The organism is Pseudomonas sp. LB3P81 (genome assembly GCF_054897965.1).
Genome location: NZ_JBUBVG010000001.1, coordinates 5000435 through 5017959, shown reverse-complemented (window position 1 = coordinate 5017959; position 17525 = coordinate 5000435). Strand labels below are relative to the sequence as shown.

At 58.5% G+C, this 17525-nt stretch carries 14 protein-coding genes; 6 read left to right on the top strand and 8 right to left on the bottom strand.

The features are described 5' to 3' along the window. Nucleotides 1-16: 16 nt before the first annotated feature. Nucleotides 17-1042, bottom strand: a complete 1026-nt coding sequence (locus ACYZTL_RS23330; RefSeq protein ID WP_461953717.1) for an NAD(P)H-dependent glycerol-3-phosphate dehydrogenase — start codon at nt 1040-1042, stop codon at nt 17-19. Nucleotides 1043-1239: 197 nt separating this feature from the next. Here ACYZTL_RS23330 and ACYZTL_RS23325 point away from each other — a divergent pair, with 197 nt between their 5' ends. The 6 genes from ACYZTL_RS23325 to ACYZTL_RS23300 all read left to right on the top strand — a co-directional run bounded on the left by ACYZTL_RS23325 (nt 1240) and on the right by ACYZTL_RS23300 (nt 8811). After that, nucleotides 1240-3363, top strand: a complete 2124-nt coding sequence (locus ACYZTL_RS23325; RefSeq protein WP_461953716.1) for a TonB-dependent receptor plug domain-containing protein — start codon at nt 1240-1242, stop codon at nt 3361-3363. Beyond that, nucleotides 3364-4296 (top strand): ABC transporter substrate-binding protein, encoded by a 933-nt coding sequence (locus ACYZTL_RS23320; protein ID WP_461953715.1) that lies wholly within the window; start codon nt 3364-3366, stop codon nt 4294-4296. Beyond that, nucleotides 4293-6194, top strand: a complete 1902-nt coding sequence (locus ACYZTL_RS23315) for an ATP-binding protein (protein WP_461953714.1) — start codon at nt 4293-4295, stop codon at nt 6192-6194. Before ACYZTL_RS23320 ends, ACYZTL_RS23315 begins: the two co-directional genes overlap by 4 nt. A gap of 247 nt (nt 6195-6441) precedes the next feature. Then, nucleotides 6442-6957, top strand: a complete 516-nt coding sequence (gene fabA, locus ACYZTL_RS23310) for a 3-hydroxyacyl-[acyl-carrier-protein] dehydratase FabA (protein ID WP_003179264.1) — start codon at nt 6442-6444, stop codon at nt 6955-6957. Between the two features lie 11 nt (nt 6958-6968). Continuing rightward, nucleotides 6969-8189 carry a beta-ketoacyl-ACP synthase I gene (fabB, locus tag ACYZTL_RS23305; protein WP_461953713.1) on the top strand — a complete coding sequence of 407 codons (1221 nt, stop codon included), beginning with the start codon at nt 6969-6971 and terminating at the stop codon, nt 8187-8189. Between the two features lie 433 nt (nt 8190-8622). Then, nucleotides 8623-8811: a hypothetical protein gene (locus ACYZTL_RS23300; RefSeq protein WP_461953712.1), complete on the top strand. Its 189-nt coding sequence runs from the start codon at nt 8623-8625 to the stop codon at nt 8809-8811. A 69-nt stretch (nt 8812-8880) separates the two neighbouring features. On the opposite strand, the gene ACYZTL_RS23295 is transcribed toward ACYZTL_RS23300, so the two are convergent. From ACYZTL_RS23295 to ACYZTL_RS23265, 7 genes are all read right to left on the bottom strand, one after another. Beyond that, nucleotides 8881-9828 (bottom strand): hypothetical protein, encoded by a 948-nt coding sequence (locus tag ACYZTL_RS23295; protein WP_461953711.1) that lies wholly within the window; start codon nt 9826-9828, stop codon nt 8881-8883. Between the two features lie 225 nt (nt 9829-10053). Next, nucleotides 10054-10596 carry a DUF2058 domain-containing protein gene (locus ACYZTL_RS23290; RefSeq protein WP_461953710.1) on the bottom strand — a complete coding sequence of 181 codons (543 nt, stop codon included), beginning with the start codon at nt 10594-10596 and terminating at the stop codon, nt 10054-10056. Nucleotides 10597-10624: 28 nt separating this feature from the next. Continuing rightward, nucleotides 10625-11458, bottom strand: coding sequence for a nucleoside triphosphate pyrophosphohydrolase (gene mazG, locus ACYZTL_RS23285; RefSeq protein WP_461953709.1), 834 nt, complete (start codon nt 11456-11458; stop codon nt 10625-10627). A 138-nt stretch (nt 11459-11596) separates the two neighbouring features. After that, entirely contained in the window at nt 11597-13840 is a 2244-nt protein-coding gene (gene relA / locus ACYZTL_RS23280) for a GTP diphosphokinase (protein WP_461953708.1), read from the bottom strand. A gap of 124 nt (nt 13841-13964) precedes the next feature. Then, nucleotides 13965-15317, bottom strand: a complete 1353-nt coding sequence (gene rlmD, locus ACYZTL_RS23275) for a 23S rRNA (uracil(1939)-C(5))-methyltransferase RlmD (protein WP_461953707.1) — start codon at nt 15315-15317, stop codon at nt 13965-13967. Next, nucleotides 15317-16219 carry a cysteine synthase CysM gene (gene cysM / locus ACYZTL_RS23270; RefSeq protein WP_461953706.1) on the bottom strand — a complete coding sequence of 301 codons (903 nt, stop codon included), beginning with the start codon at nt 16217-16219 and terminating at the stop codon, nt 15317-15319. The genes rlmD and cysM overlap by 1 nt, the downstream gene beginning before the upstream one ends. 768 nt (nt 16220-16987) lie before the next feature. After that, the gene (locus ACYZTL_RS23265) at nt 16988-17509 is read right to left on the bottom strand and encodes a hypothetical protein (protein ID WP_461953705.1); all 522 of its coding nucleotides are present in this window, start codon (nt 17507-17509) and stop codon (nt 16988-16990) included. Nucleotides 17510-17525 lie beyond the last annotated feature (16 nt).

The following is a 17525-nucleotide window of genomic DNA, read 5'->3' as shown; positions in this document are numbered from 1 at the left end:
CCTTATGGGAGCGTGCTCAGTTAAAACCACTGGTGGAAATAAAGTCGACATCGGTTTTCGGTTCGCCGCGCATCAACAATTCAATCACCTGATTCAGCGTGCGCCCTTCGAACAGAATCGCGTGCAACCCGGCGACCAGCGGCATGTACACGCCCACTTCCTGGGCCTTGGCCTTGAGCACTTTCAGGGTGTTCACGCCTTCCGCGACTTCGCCCAGCCGCGTCACTGCGTCTTCCAGGCTCAAGCCTTGGCCGAGGGCGAATCCGACCTGGTAGTTGCGGCTTTTCGGCGACGAACAGGTCACGATCAGATCACCCACTCCCGCGAGCCCCAGGAAGGTCATTGGGTTGGCGCCCTGATTCACGGCAAAGCGGGTCATTTCCGCCAACGCTCGGGTAATCAGCATGCTCTTGGTGTTTTCGCCCATGCCCAGCGCCACCGCCATGCCGGCGATGATCGCGTAGACGTTTTTCAGCGCCCCGCCCAACTCCACGCCGAAGCGGTCGGCGCTGGCGTACACGCGAAAGGTGCGACCGTGCAGCGCGGCCTGAACTTGCTGGCAGAGTTCTTCGTCTTCACTGGCAACCACGGTGGCCGTCAGTGCGTGTTCGGCGATTTCACGAGCCAGGTTCGGTCCGGACAGCACGCCGATGCGCGCTCGCGGAGCGATATCTTCGAGGATCTCGCTCATCAGTTTGAAGGTGTGGGCTTCGATGCCTTTGGTCAAGCTCACCAGCATCTTGCCGCTCAAGCGGTCAGCGTGAGGCGCGAGCACCGCGCGCAACGCGCTGGAAGGCAGCGCGACGAAACACAGTTCGCAGGCCTCCAGAGTGGCGAGCAGGTCAGTGACCGCTTCCACGGCCGGAAGAACCTTGATGCCTTTGAGGTAACGCGGGTTCTCGCGATTGACCCGAATGGCCTCGGCCTGTTCGGGGTCTCGCATCCACAAGCGGACCTGATGCCCGTTCTCGGCCAGCAGGTTAGCCACGGCGGTACCAAAACTTCCGCCTCCCAGGACCGCAATCGGGCGCTGTTCAGTCATATGCAATCCGTTAATCCATACCAGTGGCGATGTCGGCATTATACGGAGCGGCCCAGTGGCGGCCAGCCCCCGCGTCAATTACAGGCACTTGTCTGAAGAAGACCAATAAATCCGAGGAAAATGCGGTCATCGTGACTGGAAAAGTCGACCGGCTCGGTTAACATGCTCGCCAGTAAAAGCGCTATCAAGGATGTGTTGTGTCGTTTTACTCTTCTTCACCCCACTCGCCGCTGGTTCTGGCGCTGATCATCAGCCCGCCGTTGCTGGCCGACGACCTGTTTCTCGACAGCGAGCCACTGCCGCACGTGCTGACGGCGACGCGCCTGAAACAGTCGCCGGCCGCGGTGCCGGGGAGCATGACGGTGATCGACGGCGAATTGATCAACGCCAGCGGCGCCCGGGACATCAGCGAGTTGCTGCGGCTGGTGCCGGGAATGATGGTCGGCAACGTCACCGGCAATCAGGCCGCGGTGAATTACCACGGCACCAACGCCAGCCAAGCACGGCGCATGCAGGTATTGATCGACGGCCGCTCGGTGTATCGCGCCGGCCTGGCCACGGTGGACTGGAGTGACATTCCGGTGGCCATGGAAGACATCGAGCGCATCGAAGTCTTCCGCGGTCCGAACACCGTCAGCTATGGCGCCAATGCGCTGATGGCGGTGGTCAACATCATCACCCGCAATCCGGCCGACAGCCAAGGCACGCGGATGAAGGTCACCCGCGGCCAGCGCGGCATCGACGATTTTTACGCCAGTCAGGGCGTGAATTGGGACGGTGGCGACTTGCGCCTGTCGCTGTCCGGCCAGCAGGACGATGGCTTCGACTCAGACCGCAAGGGCGCCGACTACCGCGACAGTCGTCGCCTGAACCGCCTCAACCTCGCCGTCAGCCAGACGCTCAACGAACAGCAAAGCTTCGACTGGCAATTTGATGCCAAGGACGGAAGCAATCAGCGGCCTTATACCTACCGCCCGGTGTTTTCGGGGATTACCGCCGCCGGGAACAATTCCGACGTCGTCGCCAAAGACTACGCCGGCTCCTTGCGTTGGAACCTCGACATCAATCCCGATCACAGCCTTTATATTCAAGGCTCGGCCCAGCGCTGGGATCGTCAGCAGACCTGGCGCGCCTGCGACGCCGAGGTCTCGTTCAGCCCTGAACTGACCGCGCTCTGGCAACTCAACCCGAATTACACCGAACGCCTGGCGCGCAACATCGAGCGCTACGTCGGCCTTGGCGCACCCGCCGGCACGGCGGCAGAGCAAGCGCTGGCCGATCAAGTGCTGGACCAGTGGGGAAACGGCGCCCGGCAAACCCTGTGCGGTGACATTGACCAGAGCACCAAGGAATCGCGCTACGACCTCGAATTGCAGGACACCCTCAGCCTGTCCGACAGTCTGCGACTGGTCAGCGGCCTGAACTATCGTTACGACCGGGCGGATTCCGAAACCTACTTCAACGGCACGCTCGATGACACTACGTGGCGGGCGTTCGGCCAACTCGAGTGGCGAGCGACCGAACACTGGTTGTTGCAGGGCGGTGCGATGTTCGAAGACACGCAATTGACCGGCAACTCGCTGACCCCACGGGTGGCGGTCAACTATCTGATCAATCCGCGCCACGGATTGCGTGCAGTATATTCGGAAGCTATCCGTTCTCCGGACATGTTCGAGAACAACGTCAACTGGAGTTACCAGGTGACCAACCTGCAACCCGCTGCCTACGGCCAGAGCAGCGCCCGTTATTTCGTCAAGACCCGCGGCCCCGGCAACCTCGAGCAGGAACACATGCGCTCAAGGGAGCTGGGCTACAACGGCTTCTTCGCCGAGCGGGGCCTGGCAGTGGACGTGAAGGTGTTCCACGACGAGATCACCGACATGATCAGCGAGCCGTTGCGCAACAATCAGTACATCGCCAGCAACGCCAACAGCTCGCGCTTTACCGGGGCGGAAACCCAGCTCGACTGGCGCCTCGGCAGTGCCGACCGACTGCGCCTGACCTATGCCTACGTCGATGCCCAGGCGAGCAATCCGCTGGATGCGCAACAGACCGCGCGCAACAGCGGCTCCGCCGGTTGGCTGCGCAACTGGGGCCACGGCTGGAACAGCGCACTCTTCTATTATGGTAACGACGCGCTCAACAGCTATCGCTTCGAACGGATCGACACACGCATCGCCAAGCGCATCGGCCTGGGCAAGGCCAGCCTGGATCTGGCCGGCGTGCTCCAGCAACGTCTCGACAATCAACCCACCACTTTCGTTGATAACAACTACGACGAGCGCCGAGTGATGTACTTCAGCGCGGAGCTGGCGTTCTAGATGCTTCGGTGTCCGTCGCGCAAGACGCCAATCCTTGGCCGCCTGCTGGCCGGGTTGTGCCTGGTGTTTGCCGGTTGGCTGGCGAGCCTGTCGGCCAGCGCCGCGGACATTCTGCTGACCGGTGCCGATGACAGCCCCGGCATGCGGGCGTTTGCGACGGCCCTTGGCGAATTGCGCCCTGGCGACACGGTGCGATTCCAGCCTTTGGCCAGTCTGCCGGCACCGGGCAAGTTGCCCGCCAGCCTGCGTTTGATCCTGCTGGATCTGCCCAGCCTCGACTGGCGCCTGCAAGATACCCAGGGCCCGGTAACGTTGGTATTGCGCATCAGTCGCCTGCAAGCCCGTCAGCGCTTGGGTGTCGCCCTGCCCGCTCGTTTGAGCCTGCTCTGGAGCGATCCGCCGCCTGATCGGCAATTACGCCTGGCACAAATCCTGCTTCCTCAGGCCAAACGAGTCGGCGTGCTGTACGACAACCATAGTGAATTCCTCTTGAATGAACTGCGTCAGGCCGCCCAACCGCTTGGTCTTGAGATCGTCACCGAGCGATGGGACAACACCAATGACAGTCGACCGTTACAGACGTTGCTGAGAAACAGCGACGTGTTGCTGGGCCTTGAGGATCCCGACCTGTACAACCCCAAGACCGCGAAAAACCTGCTACTCAGCAGCTACGCGCGGCAAACCGCGCTGATCGGACCCAACGCCGGGTTCGTCAAGGCCGGAAGCCTGACCAGCACCTACAGCGATCAGAGCGACTGGCTGGCGATTCTCGGCGAACTGCTCGACCAACCACCGACCACCTGGCCACGCACGCAATACGCCAATCGCTTCAAAGTCTTGAGTAACCCGCAAGTGGCTCGTTCATTAGGCATTGAACAGATCAATGAAGCGTTTGTCGCAACTCAGTTGGCCGAAGGAGAAAGCCGTCCATGACTTTCCGTCGTCGTTGGGACATCAATACCCGCACCCAGATCATCAGCCTTGGCCCTGCCCTGCTGCTGACCTTGCTGCTGATCAGCTTCTTCACCTTCGTGCGGATCCAGGACCTGCGTCAAGAGCTCAATCACACCGGTCAACTGATTGCCAACCAACTGGCGCCGGCCGCCGAATACGGAGTGATTTCGGGCAACAACGAGGTGCTCGAAAGTCTGCTCAAGGCCACTCTGGCCACGCCCAGTGTGCGCTTTCTGGAAGTGCAGGACAGCGCCAACCGGATTCTGGTGTATGTCGAGCACCCGTCGGAAACCCACTTCCGCTCGCAACAGGTCGAAGTGTTCCAGGCGCCGGTGCGCTTGCAACGGATCGCGCTGCACAATGATTTCTTCCAGGGCAGCAAAGTCGCCAGCACCGCCCCCGCCGAGGATTATCTGGGCCGGGTGATCGTCGGTCTGTCAAATGACGCCTTCAGCAAGCGCCAACAGGAAATCCTGTTCAAGGCCGGCGTCCTGGCGCTGTTCGCCCTGCTGTTTACCTTCCTGATCGCCCGACGCCTGGCCGGCAGTCTGTCGCAGCCGATCCGCGATATCGGCAACGCGGTCAAGGCGATCCAGAGCGGCGACTACAAGACGCCGCTGCCGATTGTCGACGACACCGAACTGGGCGCGCTGTCGCAGCACATCAACAACCTCGCCAGCGGCCTCGAACAGGCCAGCCGTGAACAGCATCAGGCCATGGCGCAGTTGATCCAGACGCGCGAAGAAGCGGAAAAGGCCAACAACGCCAAATCCGATTTCCTGGCAATGATGAGCCACGAACTGCGCACGCCGATGAATGGCGTGCTCGGCATGCTGCAACTGCTGGAAACCACCGAGATGACCGAGGAGCAAGTCGAGTACGCGGCGCTGGCAGCGGAATCCACCGAACACCTGCTCAAAGTCATCAACGACATTCTCGACTTCTCGCGCATCGAGCGCTCGGAACTGGAGCTGGAACACATTCCCTTCAATCTTGCGGACCTGATCGGCAGTTGCGCCCAGTCGTTCCAGCACAGCGCGTTGCAACGCGGGCTCGATCTGGCACTGATGATCCCCGAAGACATGCGTGCATTGCAGGTTCAGGGCGACCCGACGCGGATCCGGCAGATTCTGGTGAACCTGGTGGGCAATGCGCTGAAGTTCACCGAGCAGGGCCGCGTCTCCATCGAACCGCAGTGGCAGTCGCTGGATCACGAATTGTTGTGGTTCACCTGCACCGTGCGCGACAGCGGGATTGGAATCCCGGCCGAAAGCCTGGAGTTGATGTTCAACGCGTTCCAGCAGGCCGACAGCTCTATTTCAAGGCGTTACGGCGGCACCGGGCTGGGACTGCCGATTGCCCGCACCCTGGCGGAACGCATGGGCGGCACCTTGCGCGCCCAGAGTGAGGAAGGTCTCGGCTCGGTATTCACCCTGGAAATCCCGCTGGCGCGGTCTAAACAGATGCTGCCGGTGCTGACGCCGCGCGCACCGACAGGCAGTGGTGATGGCGAAGGCCGCAATGTGCTGCTGGTCGAGGACAACCCGGTCAACCAGACCGTCGTCGAAGCGATGTTGCGCAGCCTGGGCTTTACTGTCAGCGTCGCCACCGACGGCGCTCAGGCAGTACGCAGCGCCGAAAGTCTGATCTTCGAAGCCATTCTGATGGACTGCCGACTGCCGATCATTGATGGCTACGAAGCCACCCGACAGATTCGCCAACTGCCCGGTTGCACCGACCTGCCGATCATTGCGCTGACTGCCAACGCCTTGCAGGGCGACCGTGAAGCCTGTTTATCGGCAGGAATGAACGATTACCTGGCCAAGCCGTTCAAACGCACTGATTTGCAGCAAATTCTGCAGCGATGGGTGCAGTAGTGCAGGCCTTTCGACCATCTGCGACTGGCGTGAAAGGCGAAAGTGCGGCAGTCTTAGGCACCCGAACAGGCCCGAAAAGGGGCTTGAATAAAAATTTCAGTGCACAAGTGTACATTCATGTCCTTGGTGCTGTGACTTTCACCACAACGCAATAGTCTATGAGTAGGCTGCTGATTCGAGGCATGAACGCTTCGATCGGCCGGGAAGATTTGCCCCACCTGCCGCATGGGACTATTGAGGAGCTCGCATGACCAAACAAAACGCCTTTACTCGGGAAGACCTGCTGCGCTGCAGTCGCGGTGAGCTGTTCGGCCCAGGTAACGCGCAACTGCCCGCCCCGAACATGCTGATGGTGGACCGCATCACCCTGATCAGCGAAGAAGGCGGCAAGTACGGCAAGGGTGAATTGGTCGCCGAGCTGGATATCACTCCGGATCTGTGGTTTTTCGCCTGTCACTTCGAAGGTGACCCGGTGATGCCAGGCTGCCTGGGCCTCGACGCCATGTGGCAACTGGTCGGCTTCTTCCTTGGCTGGCAAGGCCTGCCGGGCCGCGGCCGCGCCCTGGGTTCGGGTGAAGTGAAGTTCTTTGGTCAGGTTCTGCCGACCGCGAAGAAAGTGACCTATAACATTCATATCAAGCGCGTCCTCAAAGGCAAGCTGAACCTGGCCATCGCCGATGGTTCGGTGACTGTCGACGGTCGCGAGATCTACACCGCCGAAGGCCTTCGGGTCGGCGTTTTCACCTCCACTGACAACTTCTAAGGGTTATCCGCATGCGCCGCGTCGTTATCACTGGTCTGGGCATCGTTTCGTGCTTGGGCAATGACAAAGAGACCGTCTCCGCTAACCTGCGTGCAAGCCGCCCTGGCATCCGGTTCAACCCGGAATATGCCGAAATGGGTCTGCGTAGCCAGGTTTCCGGCTCCATTGACCTTCCCCTCGAAGAGCTGATCGATCGCAAGATCTATCGCTTCGTCGGCCACGCGGCGGCTTACGCCTACCTGGCCATGAAAGACGCCATCACCGACTCCGGTCTGACCGATGAGCAAGTCTCCAACCCGCGTACCGGCCTGATCGCCGGTTCCGGTGGCGCCTCCACGCTGAACCAGATGGAAGCGCTGGACATCCTGCGCGAGAAAGGCGTGAAACGCGTTGGCCCATACCGCGTCACGCGGACCATGAGCAGCACCGTTTCCGCTTGCCTGGCCACCCCGTTCAAGATCAAGGGCCTGAACTACTCCATCGCTTCTGCCTGCGCCACCAGTGCTCACTGCATCGGTACGGCCATGGAACAGATCCAGATGGGCAAGCAGGACATCGTGTTCGCCGGCGGCGGTGAAGAAGAGCATTGGAGCCAGTCGTTCCTGTTCGACGCCATGGGCGCACTGTCCAGCCAGTACAACGAAACCCCGGAAAAAGCTTCCCGTGCCTACGACGCCAAGCGTGACGGTTTCGTCATCGCCGGCGGTGGCGGCATGGTCGTGGTCGAAGAGCTGGAACACGCTCTGGCCCGCGGCGCGAAGATCTACGCGGAAATCGTTGGCTACGGCGCGACCTCCGACGGCTACGACATGGTCGCCCCAAGCGGCGAAGGCGCCATCCGCTGCATGCAGATGGCCATGTCCACCGTTGACGCACCGATCGACTACCTGAACACCCACGGCACTTCGACTCCGGTCGGCGACATTGCGGAAATGAAAGGTGTGCGTGAAGTGTTCGGCGACAAGGCCCCGGCCATCAGCTCCACCAAGAGCCTGTCCGGTCACTCCCTGGGCGCCGCCGGCGTTCACGAAGCGATCTACTGCATGCTGATGATGGAAGGCAACTTCATGGCGGGTTCCGCCAACATCGACGAACTGGACCCGGAAGTGGCAGACATGCCGATCCTGACCAAGACTCGTGAAGACGTCGCCTTCAACACCGTGATGAGCAATAGCTTCGGCTTCGGTGGCACCAACGCCACATTGGTACTGAAGCGCTGGCAGGGTAAGTAATACCCCGCCGCTACGCTGCACATAAAAACGCCCCGACTGGTTCGGGGCGTTTTTTTTGTGCTCGAAAAAGGGCGGACAACGCAGTCCTTGTGGGAGCGGCGGTGCGACGATTCGACTTGCTCGCGAAGGCGGCTTATCAGGCAACATATCTGTTGAATGTCAGACCGCATTCGCGAGCAAGTCGAATCGTCGCACCGCCGCTCCCACAGGTTTTGTGTTTTGCCTGCAGTTTGTTCTTCGCAAACATGAAGCTTTTGTCATGAAACTCAGAGCCCTGCGACTGAATGTCGCGCATTACGCGGGCTGCAGCACTTTTGCAAAATTCGCAATGGTTCGTTACCAAACTCAGTCATTTACTTAGCAAACTAACAAAACATATAAAAGAGTCCTGCACACGCCTTGCTGCAGATATCACAGAGATTGGAGCTAGCAGATGACTGTAAAAGTAACTGAACGCGACGATTCACATAAATCCCATGAAGGCGTAGCCGCCGGTATCCGAATCTGGGACGTGCACCAACAAGGCATGTTGGTCGGGATGTTCCACTCCGAAACCGACGCCCACAGCTACAAGGCCGAACTGGAACTGCAGGAACATAAGCGAGAGTCCGCGAACGGCTGAGGCGAATCCAGATACTGATTACAGCCTGCTTCAGCCGCCGCGAGCAGGCTGTAGTCGGATCGCACCGCTTTAAGCGACATCAATGGAAACCAGGTAAAGGTTGTTGTCGATCATCTCCGAAGGGACTGCAGCGACGATCTCACCATCCTCTAGCCTCACGAACTCGCACTCTCCGCTGCCCATGCCATCGTTCCTGATCGCAAACTGGATCGAGGACGGGTGACGCTTGAAGTAATTGAAGGGCATGCCGCACGCAATCAGAAAATCAATCTTCGCATCTATGATTTCAATTTCGCTGTCGCGCTCACCCTCTTTCTGTACCACATAATCGAGGCATAAATTAATGCCGAACGGACAACCTGGCACGAGACTGTTTACAAACGTTTGCCTGTAACCGCCAAAATAACTGTGCTCTGCCTGCACACTGCTGAGTTCTTTAACTTTCACCAAAACCTCATCAAACAACTTAAAAACCCAATAGCCGTTCTCAAAGGCAACATGATCTCCAAAATCGATACCGGACACGTACCGTTTTGGCCACATCGACATGAGTGGAGTGTCGACTTCATATTCTTTATTGGTCATCGCCAGTAAATAATTTATAACATCATAGTAACTGCCTTCACCCTCACCGACCTTGATCAGCGCTGCGCAACTTCCTGCGAGCAAAACTATCTTCCCATATTCTTCAACAGGTAGATCTGCCATTAAGGATTTTACGCACGTCGGAACTTTGTTCAGATAAGCGGTTGTCAGTTCATGAAGTTCCTCTTCACTGTCGACTTCGCGCCAGGGAATATTCCAGAAAAACTCGGGTAGGGTGAAGAATAGACAGGCCGCCCCCGGAAATCTCCCACGCGCTGCAAGCGCCGCGATTTCAAGTTTCCGGCGCACATAGGAAACTCGTGCATCCAGTTCACTCGTTACATAATCAGTGATGGACTGCCGTGGGGCGCGCAAATTTGAAAACTGTGGCGTAAACGTCGGCTGACGCAAAGAAGCAATATTTATCAACATTATTATTATCCTTGTAAATTATTTATTAATTGCCAATCCTCCTTAAACAAAAAAAACACTGATCCCGGATAACACGCAGCCGACATCTCGGCGAACAGGCTATCGAGACAAAACAATAAGCGTTATTAATTTTGAAAAAAAGAAAGCCCGAAAGATCGTATCGACACGTTCTTTCGGGCTCAATATATAAATCACGCAAACACTAGTTAATATGTAACAACACAACTACCACATTAAATCATCAGGAATTTGATACGCCGCGTACGGATCGTCTTCAGCAGCCGCTTCTTCAGTCTGCACGTTCAGCTGAACAATGCGCTGTGGATCGCGCTCCTGAATCTTCAGGGCCGCTTCACGGGGAATCACTTCGTAACCGCCGGCATGGTGCACGATCGCCAGCGAACCGTTACTGAGCTTGTTGCGCATCAACGTGTTGACGGAGAGGCGCTTGACCTTCTTGTCGTCGACGAAGTTGTAGTAATCCTCGGTGGCCAGCTTCGGCAGACGCGAGACTTCAATCAATTGCTTGATCTGCGCGGCGCGGGCCTTGGCCTCGGCCTTCTCCTGCTGCTGACGGTTCAGCTCCTGGTCGCGCTTGACCTTTTCGGCCATGGCTTCCTGAGCGGCACGCTGCTGGGAATCATCGAGTTCGATCTGGCCTTTATGGGCCAGACGCTGCTGTTTCTGCTTCTCTTTGCCGACCTGTTTGGCCTGCTTTTGGTTGACCAGCCCTGCCTTTAGCAACTGGTCGCGAAGGGAAATGCTCATGGTGCTTATTTCTCACTTAGGCCACTGCTCAACCGCAGCTGGGCAAATTCTTTTCCTGACGTTTGGCTTCGCCCCACAAGGCGTCCAACTCTTCGAGGGTGCAATCTTCCATGGGACGGTGGGTGTCGCGCAATGCCTGTTCGATAAAACGGAAGCGTCTTTCGAATTTGCTGTTGGCGCCACGCAGTGCGGTTTCCGGATCAACCTTCAAATGCCGCGCCAGATTGACCACGGAAAACAGCAGGTCGCCGACTTCATCGGCAATCGCTACCGAGTCATTGTCGGCCATGGCTTCGAGCACTTCATCGAGCTCTTCGCGGACCTTGTCCAGCACCGGCAAGGCGTCCGGCCAGTCGAAACCGACCTGCCCTGCACGCTTCTGCAACTTGGCTGACCGGGATAACGCCGGCAGCGCGGCGGGCACATCATCGAGCAAGGACAGTTGTTCTGGCGTCGCGGATTTCTCGGCGCGTTCTTCAGCCTTGATCTCTTCCCAGCGCTGCTTGACCTGTTCTTCACTCAGACGCGGAACATCCAGCGGGGCATACAGATCACCGGTCGGAAACACGTGGGGATGACGACGGATCAACTTGCGGGTGATGCTGTCGATGACACTGGCGAATTCGAAGCGCCCTTCTTCCCGGGCCAGTTGGCTGTAATAAACCACCTGGAACAGCAGATCGCCCAATTCACCCTGCAAGTGATCGAAGTCCCCGCGCTCGATGGCGTCGGCGACTTCGTAGGCTTCCTCGAGGGTATGCGGGACGATGGTGGCGTAGGTTTGCTTGATGTCCCACGGGCAACCGAACTGCGGGTCGCGCAGACGGTTCATCAGGTGTAGCAAGTCTTCAAGTGAATACATCGATCAATCTCTGTCCGCTCTGTGTAGGAGCGAGCTTGCTCGCGATGGACGTTAACGATGACGCGTCCTGCCTGGATGAACGCGCCGCTCTCTGATTCTTCGCGAGCAAGCTCGCTCCTACAGTAAAGCGTACCCGTCTTAGGGCGTACGGTTACGCCGGGTTTCGATGATGTTCGGCAACTGGGAAATCCGCCCCAGCAACCGACCCAATGCATCCAGCCCCGGAATCTCGATGGTCAGGGACATCAACGCGGTGTTGTCCTCCTTGTTCGAGCGGGTGTTGACCGCCAGCACGTTGATCCGCTCGTTGAGCAACACTTGCGAGACGTCACGCAGCAAACCGGAACGGTCGTAGGCGCGAATGATGATGTCCACCGGGTAGGTGAGCACCGGCACCGGCCCCCAACTGACCTGGATGATCCGCTCCGGCTCGCGCCCGCCCAGTTGCAGCACCGAGGCGCAGTCCTGACGGTGAATGCTCACGCCACGGCCCTGGGTGATGTAACCGACGATGGCATCGCCCGGCAACGGCTGGCAGCAGCCAGCCATCTGAGTCATGAGGTTGCCGACGCCCTGGATCTGGATGTCGCCGCGCTTGCCCGGTTTGTAGCCGGTGGCCTTGCGCGGAATCAGCTCCAGCTGTTCGTTGCCGCGCTCCGGTTCGACCAGTTGCTGCGCCAGGTTCACCAGTTGCGCCAGGCGCAAATCGCCTGCGCCCAACGCGGCGTACATGTCCTCGGCGGTTTTCATGTTGGCCTTGTCGGCCAGCTTGTCGAAGTCCACCGCTGGCAAGCCAAGGCGACTGAGTTCGCGTTCGAGCAAGGTTTTACCGGCCGCGACGTTCTGATCGCGGGCCTGCAATTTGAACCAGTGAACGATCTTCGCCCGCGCCCGTGAGGTGGTGATGTAACCCAGGTTCGGGTTCAGCCAGTCGCGGCTCGGAGTGCCGTGCTTGCTGGTGATGATCTCGACCTGTTCACCGGTTTGCAGGCTGTAATTGAGCGGTACGATGCGCCCGTTGATCTTCGCGCCACGGCAGTTGTGACCGATTTCGGTGTGCACGCGGTAGGCGAAATCCAGCGGCGTCGCGCCTTTCGGCAAGTCAATGGCGTGACCGTCCGGAGTGAAGATGTACACCCGGTCCGGTTCGATATCGACCCGCAGCTGTTCCGCCAGACCGCCGATATCGCCCAGCTCTTCGTGCCACTCGAGCACCTGACGCAGCCAGGAGATTTTCTCCTCGTAGTGATTGGAGCCGGATTTGACGTCGGTGCCTTTGTAGCGCCAGTGCGCGCAAACGCCCAGCTCGGCTTCTTCGTGCATGGCGTGGGTGCGGATCTGCACTTCCAGCACCTTGCCTTCAGGCCCGATCACCGCAGTGTGCAATGAGCGGTAGCCGTTCTCTTTCGGGTTGGCGATGTAGTCGTCGAATTCTTTCGGGATGTGCCGCCACAAGGTGTGGACGATGCCGAGCGCGGTGTAGCAGTCGCGCATTTCCGGCACCAGCACGCGCACGGCGCGCACGTCGTAGATCTGGCTGAACTCCAGACCCTTGCGCTGCATTTTGCGCCAGATCGAATAGATGTGTTTGGCCCGGCCGCTGATGTCGGCCTCGACGCCAGTGGCCTGCAATTCATTCTTCAGCTGGCTCATCACATCGCTGATGAAGCGCTCGCGATCCAGACGCCGTTCGTGGAGCAACTTGGCGATCTGCTTGTACTGATCGGGTTCGAGGTAACGGAAGGACAAGTCCTCCAGCTCCCACTTGATGTGACCGATACCGAGACGGTGGGCGAGCGGCGCATAGATGTCGAAGACTTCACGGGCCACACGGTTGCGCTTTTCGTCATCGGCGGTTTTCACCGCACGGATCGCGCAGGTGCGTTCGGCCAGTTTGATCAGCGCGACGCGAACATCGTCGACCATGGCCACGAGCATTTTGCGCAGGTTTTCCACCTGCCCCTGAGTGCCCATCACCATGGATTTACGCGGGCTCAGGCTGTCGCTGATCGCCGCCATGCGTTGCACGCCGTCGATGAGTTTGGCCACCACGGGACCAAAGCGCTGGCTGACCGCCGGCAACTGGATCTGGCCTTCGCGCACGCCGCGGTACAGGACCGCGGCGACCAGCGAATCCTGATCGAGTTTGAGGTCGGCGAGGATCTCGGCGATCTCAAGGCCCGTGCGGAAACTGGAGTTTCCTTCGGACCACAAATTCTTCGCCGCATTGGCTTGTTGTTCGGCCTCGCGAGCGTACTCGCAGGCTTCTTTCAAGGCTTCGCGATCCAGTGCCAGATCGACACTGACCGCATGATCGAGCCAAGCCTCGAGATTGATACTGCCGTCGGTGTTGATCGGCTGGTGTGCTCTCACCTGTACCATCTTGCTTTACCTTCCCTACGACGCAGATTCAATGCGTCAAATCGCTGACCTTCGTTGCCGTGGATGCACTCGCGGGGCCAGAACGAGTGCTGCACGGGCGGGTCAGCGGACCAAACGAGCCGTCCTAGCTCGCTTCAAATAACGCCATGGCCTCGACATGTGCCGTCTGAGGAAACATATCGAGAATCCCGGCACGTTTTAACCGGTAGCCCTGCTTGATCAATTCCACCGTGTCGCGCGCCAGAGTTGCAGGGTTGCACGACACATACACCAATCGTTCGGCGCCCAAGGCCTTGAGCTTGCGCACCACCTCGAAAGCACCGTCGCGCGGTGGGTCCAAGAGTACCGCACAAAAGCCTTCGCGCGCCCATTCGGCATCGGTCAAAGGCTGGGACAAATCGGCCTGAAAAAACGTCGCATTATGCAGATTGTTGCTAGCGGCGTTCGCGGCTGCCCGCTCGACCATCGCTTGCACACCTTCGACCGCCACCACCTCACGAACGGCTTTGGCCAGCGGCAAGGCAAAGTTACCCAAACCACAGAATAGATCGAGAACGCGCTCATCCGCTTTCGGCTTCAGCCAGTCCAGCGCCTGGGCGACCATTGCTTCGTTGACCGCCGCATTGACCTGAATGAAATCTCCCGGCCGGTACGCCAGGTTCAAATCCCACTGTTCAAGGCGATAGCCCAACGACTGATCGGCCTCGACAGGTTGCGGTTCGCCCTCTCCATGCAGCCACAATTGAGCTTCATGAAACGAGCAGAAATCCTTGAGGATCGTCATATCGGCGTCGGACAACGGCGCCATGTGCCGCAGCAACACTGCCAGCTTCGAGCCGCTGAACAATTCCACATGCCCCAACGCCTGAGGTTTGCTCAAGCGTCGCAACATCTCCGGCAAGCGGGTCATGATCGGCTGCAAGGGCTGTACCAACACCGGGCATTCGTTGATCGCAACGATGTCCTGACTGCCTGCCGCGCGGAAACCGACTTCGAGTTTTTTCGCCTTCATGTCCCAGCGCACCGCCACCCGGGCACGGCGGCGGTAAGCGAATTCCGGCCCGCTCAAGGGTGCGGCCCACTCTTCGGGTTCGACACCGGCGACCTTGGACAATTGCTCGGCGAGCATGCGCTGTTTCAGGGCGAGTTGTTCACTATGAGGCAGGTGCTGAACACTGCAGCCACCACAGCGACCGGCATGCGGACACGGCGCCGGGCGCCGCAGTTCACTGGCCAGGAACACCCGCTCGGTACGCGCTTCGACCACTTTGCCGTGGGCACCGAGTACGCGCGCCTCGACTTCTTCCCCGGCCAATGCGCCGAGGACAAACCAGGTACGACCTTCGAAAAACGCTATGCCGCGACCGTCATTGGCCAAGCGCTCGATGGTCAGGCGCTGCTTTTTGCCGGTCGGAATTTGCGGGGCCTTGCTGCCGCCGGTGGGCTGGAAGCGCAGGCCTCTCTCGTGCTTGGCCATCAGTTGGGCGCGTCGAAAATGCCGGTCGACAGGTAACGGTCGCCACGGTCACAGATGATCGCGACGATCACCGCGTTTTCGACTTCCTCGGACAGGCGCAGCATCGCTGCCACGGCACCGCCCGAGGACACGCCGCAGAAGATGCCTTCTTCGCGGGCCAGACGACGGGTCACGTCCTCGGCTTCGCTTTGCGCCATGTCGACGATGCGGTCCACGCGCTCGGCCTGATAAATTTTCGGCAGGTATTCCTGCGGCCAGCGACGGATGCCCGGAATCGCCGAGCCTTCCATCGGTTGCAGTCCGATGATCTGCACGCTGTCATTCTGCTCTTTCAAGTAGCGCGACACGCCCATGATGGTGCCGGTGGTGCCCATCGAGCTGACGAAATGAGTGATGGTGCCCTCGGTCTGGCGCCAGATTTCCGGGCCGGTGGTGGTGTAGTGCGCTTCCGGGTTGTCACCGTTGGCGAACTGGTCCAGCACCTTGCCACGGCCTTCGGCTTCCATTCGTTGGGCGAGGTCGCGAGCGCCTTCCATGCCTTCTTCCTGAGTGACCAGAATCAGCTCGGCGCCATAGGCCGTCATCGCGGCTTTGCGCTCGGCGCTGGAGTTGTCCGGCATGATCAGGATCATCTTGTAACCCTTGATCGCGGCGGCCATCGCCAGGGCGATCCCGGTGTTGCCCGAGGTCGCTTCGATCAGCGTATCGCCGACGTGGATCTGCCCGCGCAACTCGGCGCGGGTGATCATCGACAACGCCGGACGGTCCTTGACCGAACCCGCCGGGTTGTTCCCTTCAAGCTTGAGCAAAAGGGTGTTGCTGGTGGCGCCGGGCAGGCGCTGCAAACGGACCAGCGGAGTGTTGCCGACGCAATCGGCGATGGTTGGGTACTGCAAGGTCATGGCGTATTCGCAATCCAGACTGCGGGGGCGCCTATCATACCGGCAAACGTTCGCAGGCCATATCACGCAAAGTGCGGTGCTTATGGCTTATGGGAATAAGGGGCACCATTTGAGCAATCGCTTGATTGCACGCTTCGCCGTACAGACAAGGGCATTAGATAGGTAGGAAAAACTCTTTTTCTCAAAAATATCGGCCTTTAAGAGCGCTTTCGTCGGACGTTTCACTCAAGGTTTGGCGGTTGGCGTGAACTGGTGGGCAAGGTGCTTCATCGATAACCTTTTGTCATACGGAACACGCACTGCGCCCCTACCGCACAACCAACTAACTTCATAGCGAGCGTATCTATGAAAATCCTTATTGCGTTTTCTTTCGCAGGCCTAATCCTTGTGAGTCAGGCTTCTGTAGCATGCATCAGCATTCGTGATACCTACAGCGGCACCGCCCCCGCCAACACCGATGTCATAGCACAAGGGCCCTTTACTATTACGGGTGCAAACGGATGCCGCCAAGCCAACATTTCTTCCACTATTACTGCCGTAGGTACGGGTTCTCCCCCGGATTTATATATTGACAGACTGACGGGTTCAAACTGGACCAAGGTCGCCGGCGATACCGGCAATACTGCCTCAGTGCTTGGCCCTCTGGGGACTTACAGAATCCGCCACTCGAATACACTAACTGTCGACAGACAGTATTCTGGAACCACCCGCTACGGCCGATAGACAACAGTGTACCGGCGCCCAAAAATTTTTCGGGCGCCGGGTGACTCAGACTTGAATACTGACGGACAGATCATTTCTTGTTGAATGGGCAAAATAGGAGAGCGCGTTGATGACTTGATTCGCGCCCAGCAAAGCCCTCATCACCACCTTGAATGACTCTTGATGAGCGTACATAGGCCAAGTACTGGCATATGCTTCGGTATCTCCCAACATCTGATTGAACATCGCGATCGCGTTATATTTGACGTCTTTTTCAGTCTGGTAACCATATTGATCAAAGGCCATATTCCCGGATATGAATTGCCCGGCCACATGCCCGTCTACCAGATCAATCTCATAGAGTTTAGATCCGATTTTCGCGAGCTCATTAGTGCTTATCGACGTAAAATCATATCCTTTAATCAAATCCTTCAACTCGCCAATTAAAGTCTCGCTCGTCAGGTTTAATACCCCAGCAGCGTCTTTGGCATCGGTTATCGTGTGCGCATTGTTTGTTTCGTGCGGATTTTTAATAAAATAGGCATCAGCTTGTTTCGACAAGACAGGCGCTCTTATTATTACGTTCATTGACTATCCTTCTTGA

Excerpts from the sequence above, each read along its gene's own strand:
- ACYZTL_RS23330 (WP_461953717.1), bottom strand. The coding sequence starts at position 1,042 with ATGACTGAACAGCGCCCGATTGCGGTCCTGGGAGGCGGAAGTTTTGGT.
- cysM (WP_461953706.1), bottom strand. The coding sequence starts at position 16,219 with ATGACCTTGCAGTACCCAACCATCGCCGATTGCGTCGGCAACACTCCG.
- ACYZTL_RS23320 (WP_461953715.1), top strand. The coding sequence starts at position 3,364 with ATGCTTCGGTGTCCGTCGCGCAAGACGCCAATCCTTGGCCGCCTGCTG.
- ACYZTL_RS23295 (WP_461953711.1), bottom strand. The coding sequence starts at position 9,828 with ATGTTGATAAATATTGCTTCTTTGCGTCAGCCGACGTTTACGCCACAG.
- ACYZTL_RS23290 (WP_461953710.1), bottom strand. The coding sequence starts at position 10,596 with ATGAGCATTTCCCTTCGCGACCAGTTGCTAAAGGCAGGGCTGGTCAAC.
- ACYZTL_RS23300 (WP_461953712.1), top strand. The coding sequence starts at position 8,623 with ATGACTGTAAAAGTAACTGAACGCGACGATTCACATAAATCCCATGAA.
- fabA (WP_003179264.1), top strand. The coding sequence starts at position 6,442 with ATGACCAAACAAAACGCCTTTACTCGGGAAGACCTGCTGCGCTGCAGT.
- fabB (WP_461953713.1), top strand. The coding sequence starts at position 6,969 with ATGCGCCGCGTCGTTATCACTGGTCTGGGCATCGTTTCGTGCTTGGGC.
- relA (WP_461953708.1), bottom strand. The coding sequence starts at position 13,840 with ATGGTACAGGTGAGAGCACACCAGCCGATCAACACCGACGGCAGTATC.
- ACYZTL_RS23315 (WP_461953714.1), top strand. The coding sequence starts at position 4,293 with ATGACTTTCCGTCGTCGTTGGGACATCAATACCCGCACCCAGATCATC.
- rlmD (WP_461953707.1), bottom strand. The coding sequence starts at position 15,317 with ATGGCCAAGCACGAGAGAGGCCTGCGCTTCCAGCCCACCGGCGGCAGC.
- ACYZTL_RS23265 (WP_461953705.1), bottom strand. The coding sequence starts at position 17,509 with ATGAACGTAATAATAAGAGCGCCTGTCTTGTCGAAACAAGCTGATGCC.
- mazG (WP_461953709.1), bottom strand. The coding sequence starts at position 11,458 with ATGTATTCACTTGAAGACTTGCTACACCTGATGAACCGTCTGCGCGAC.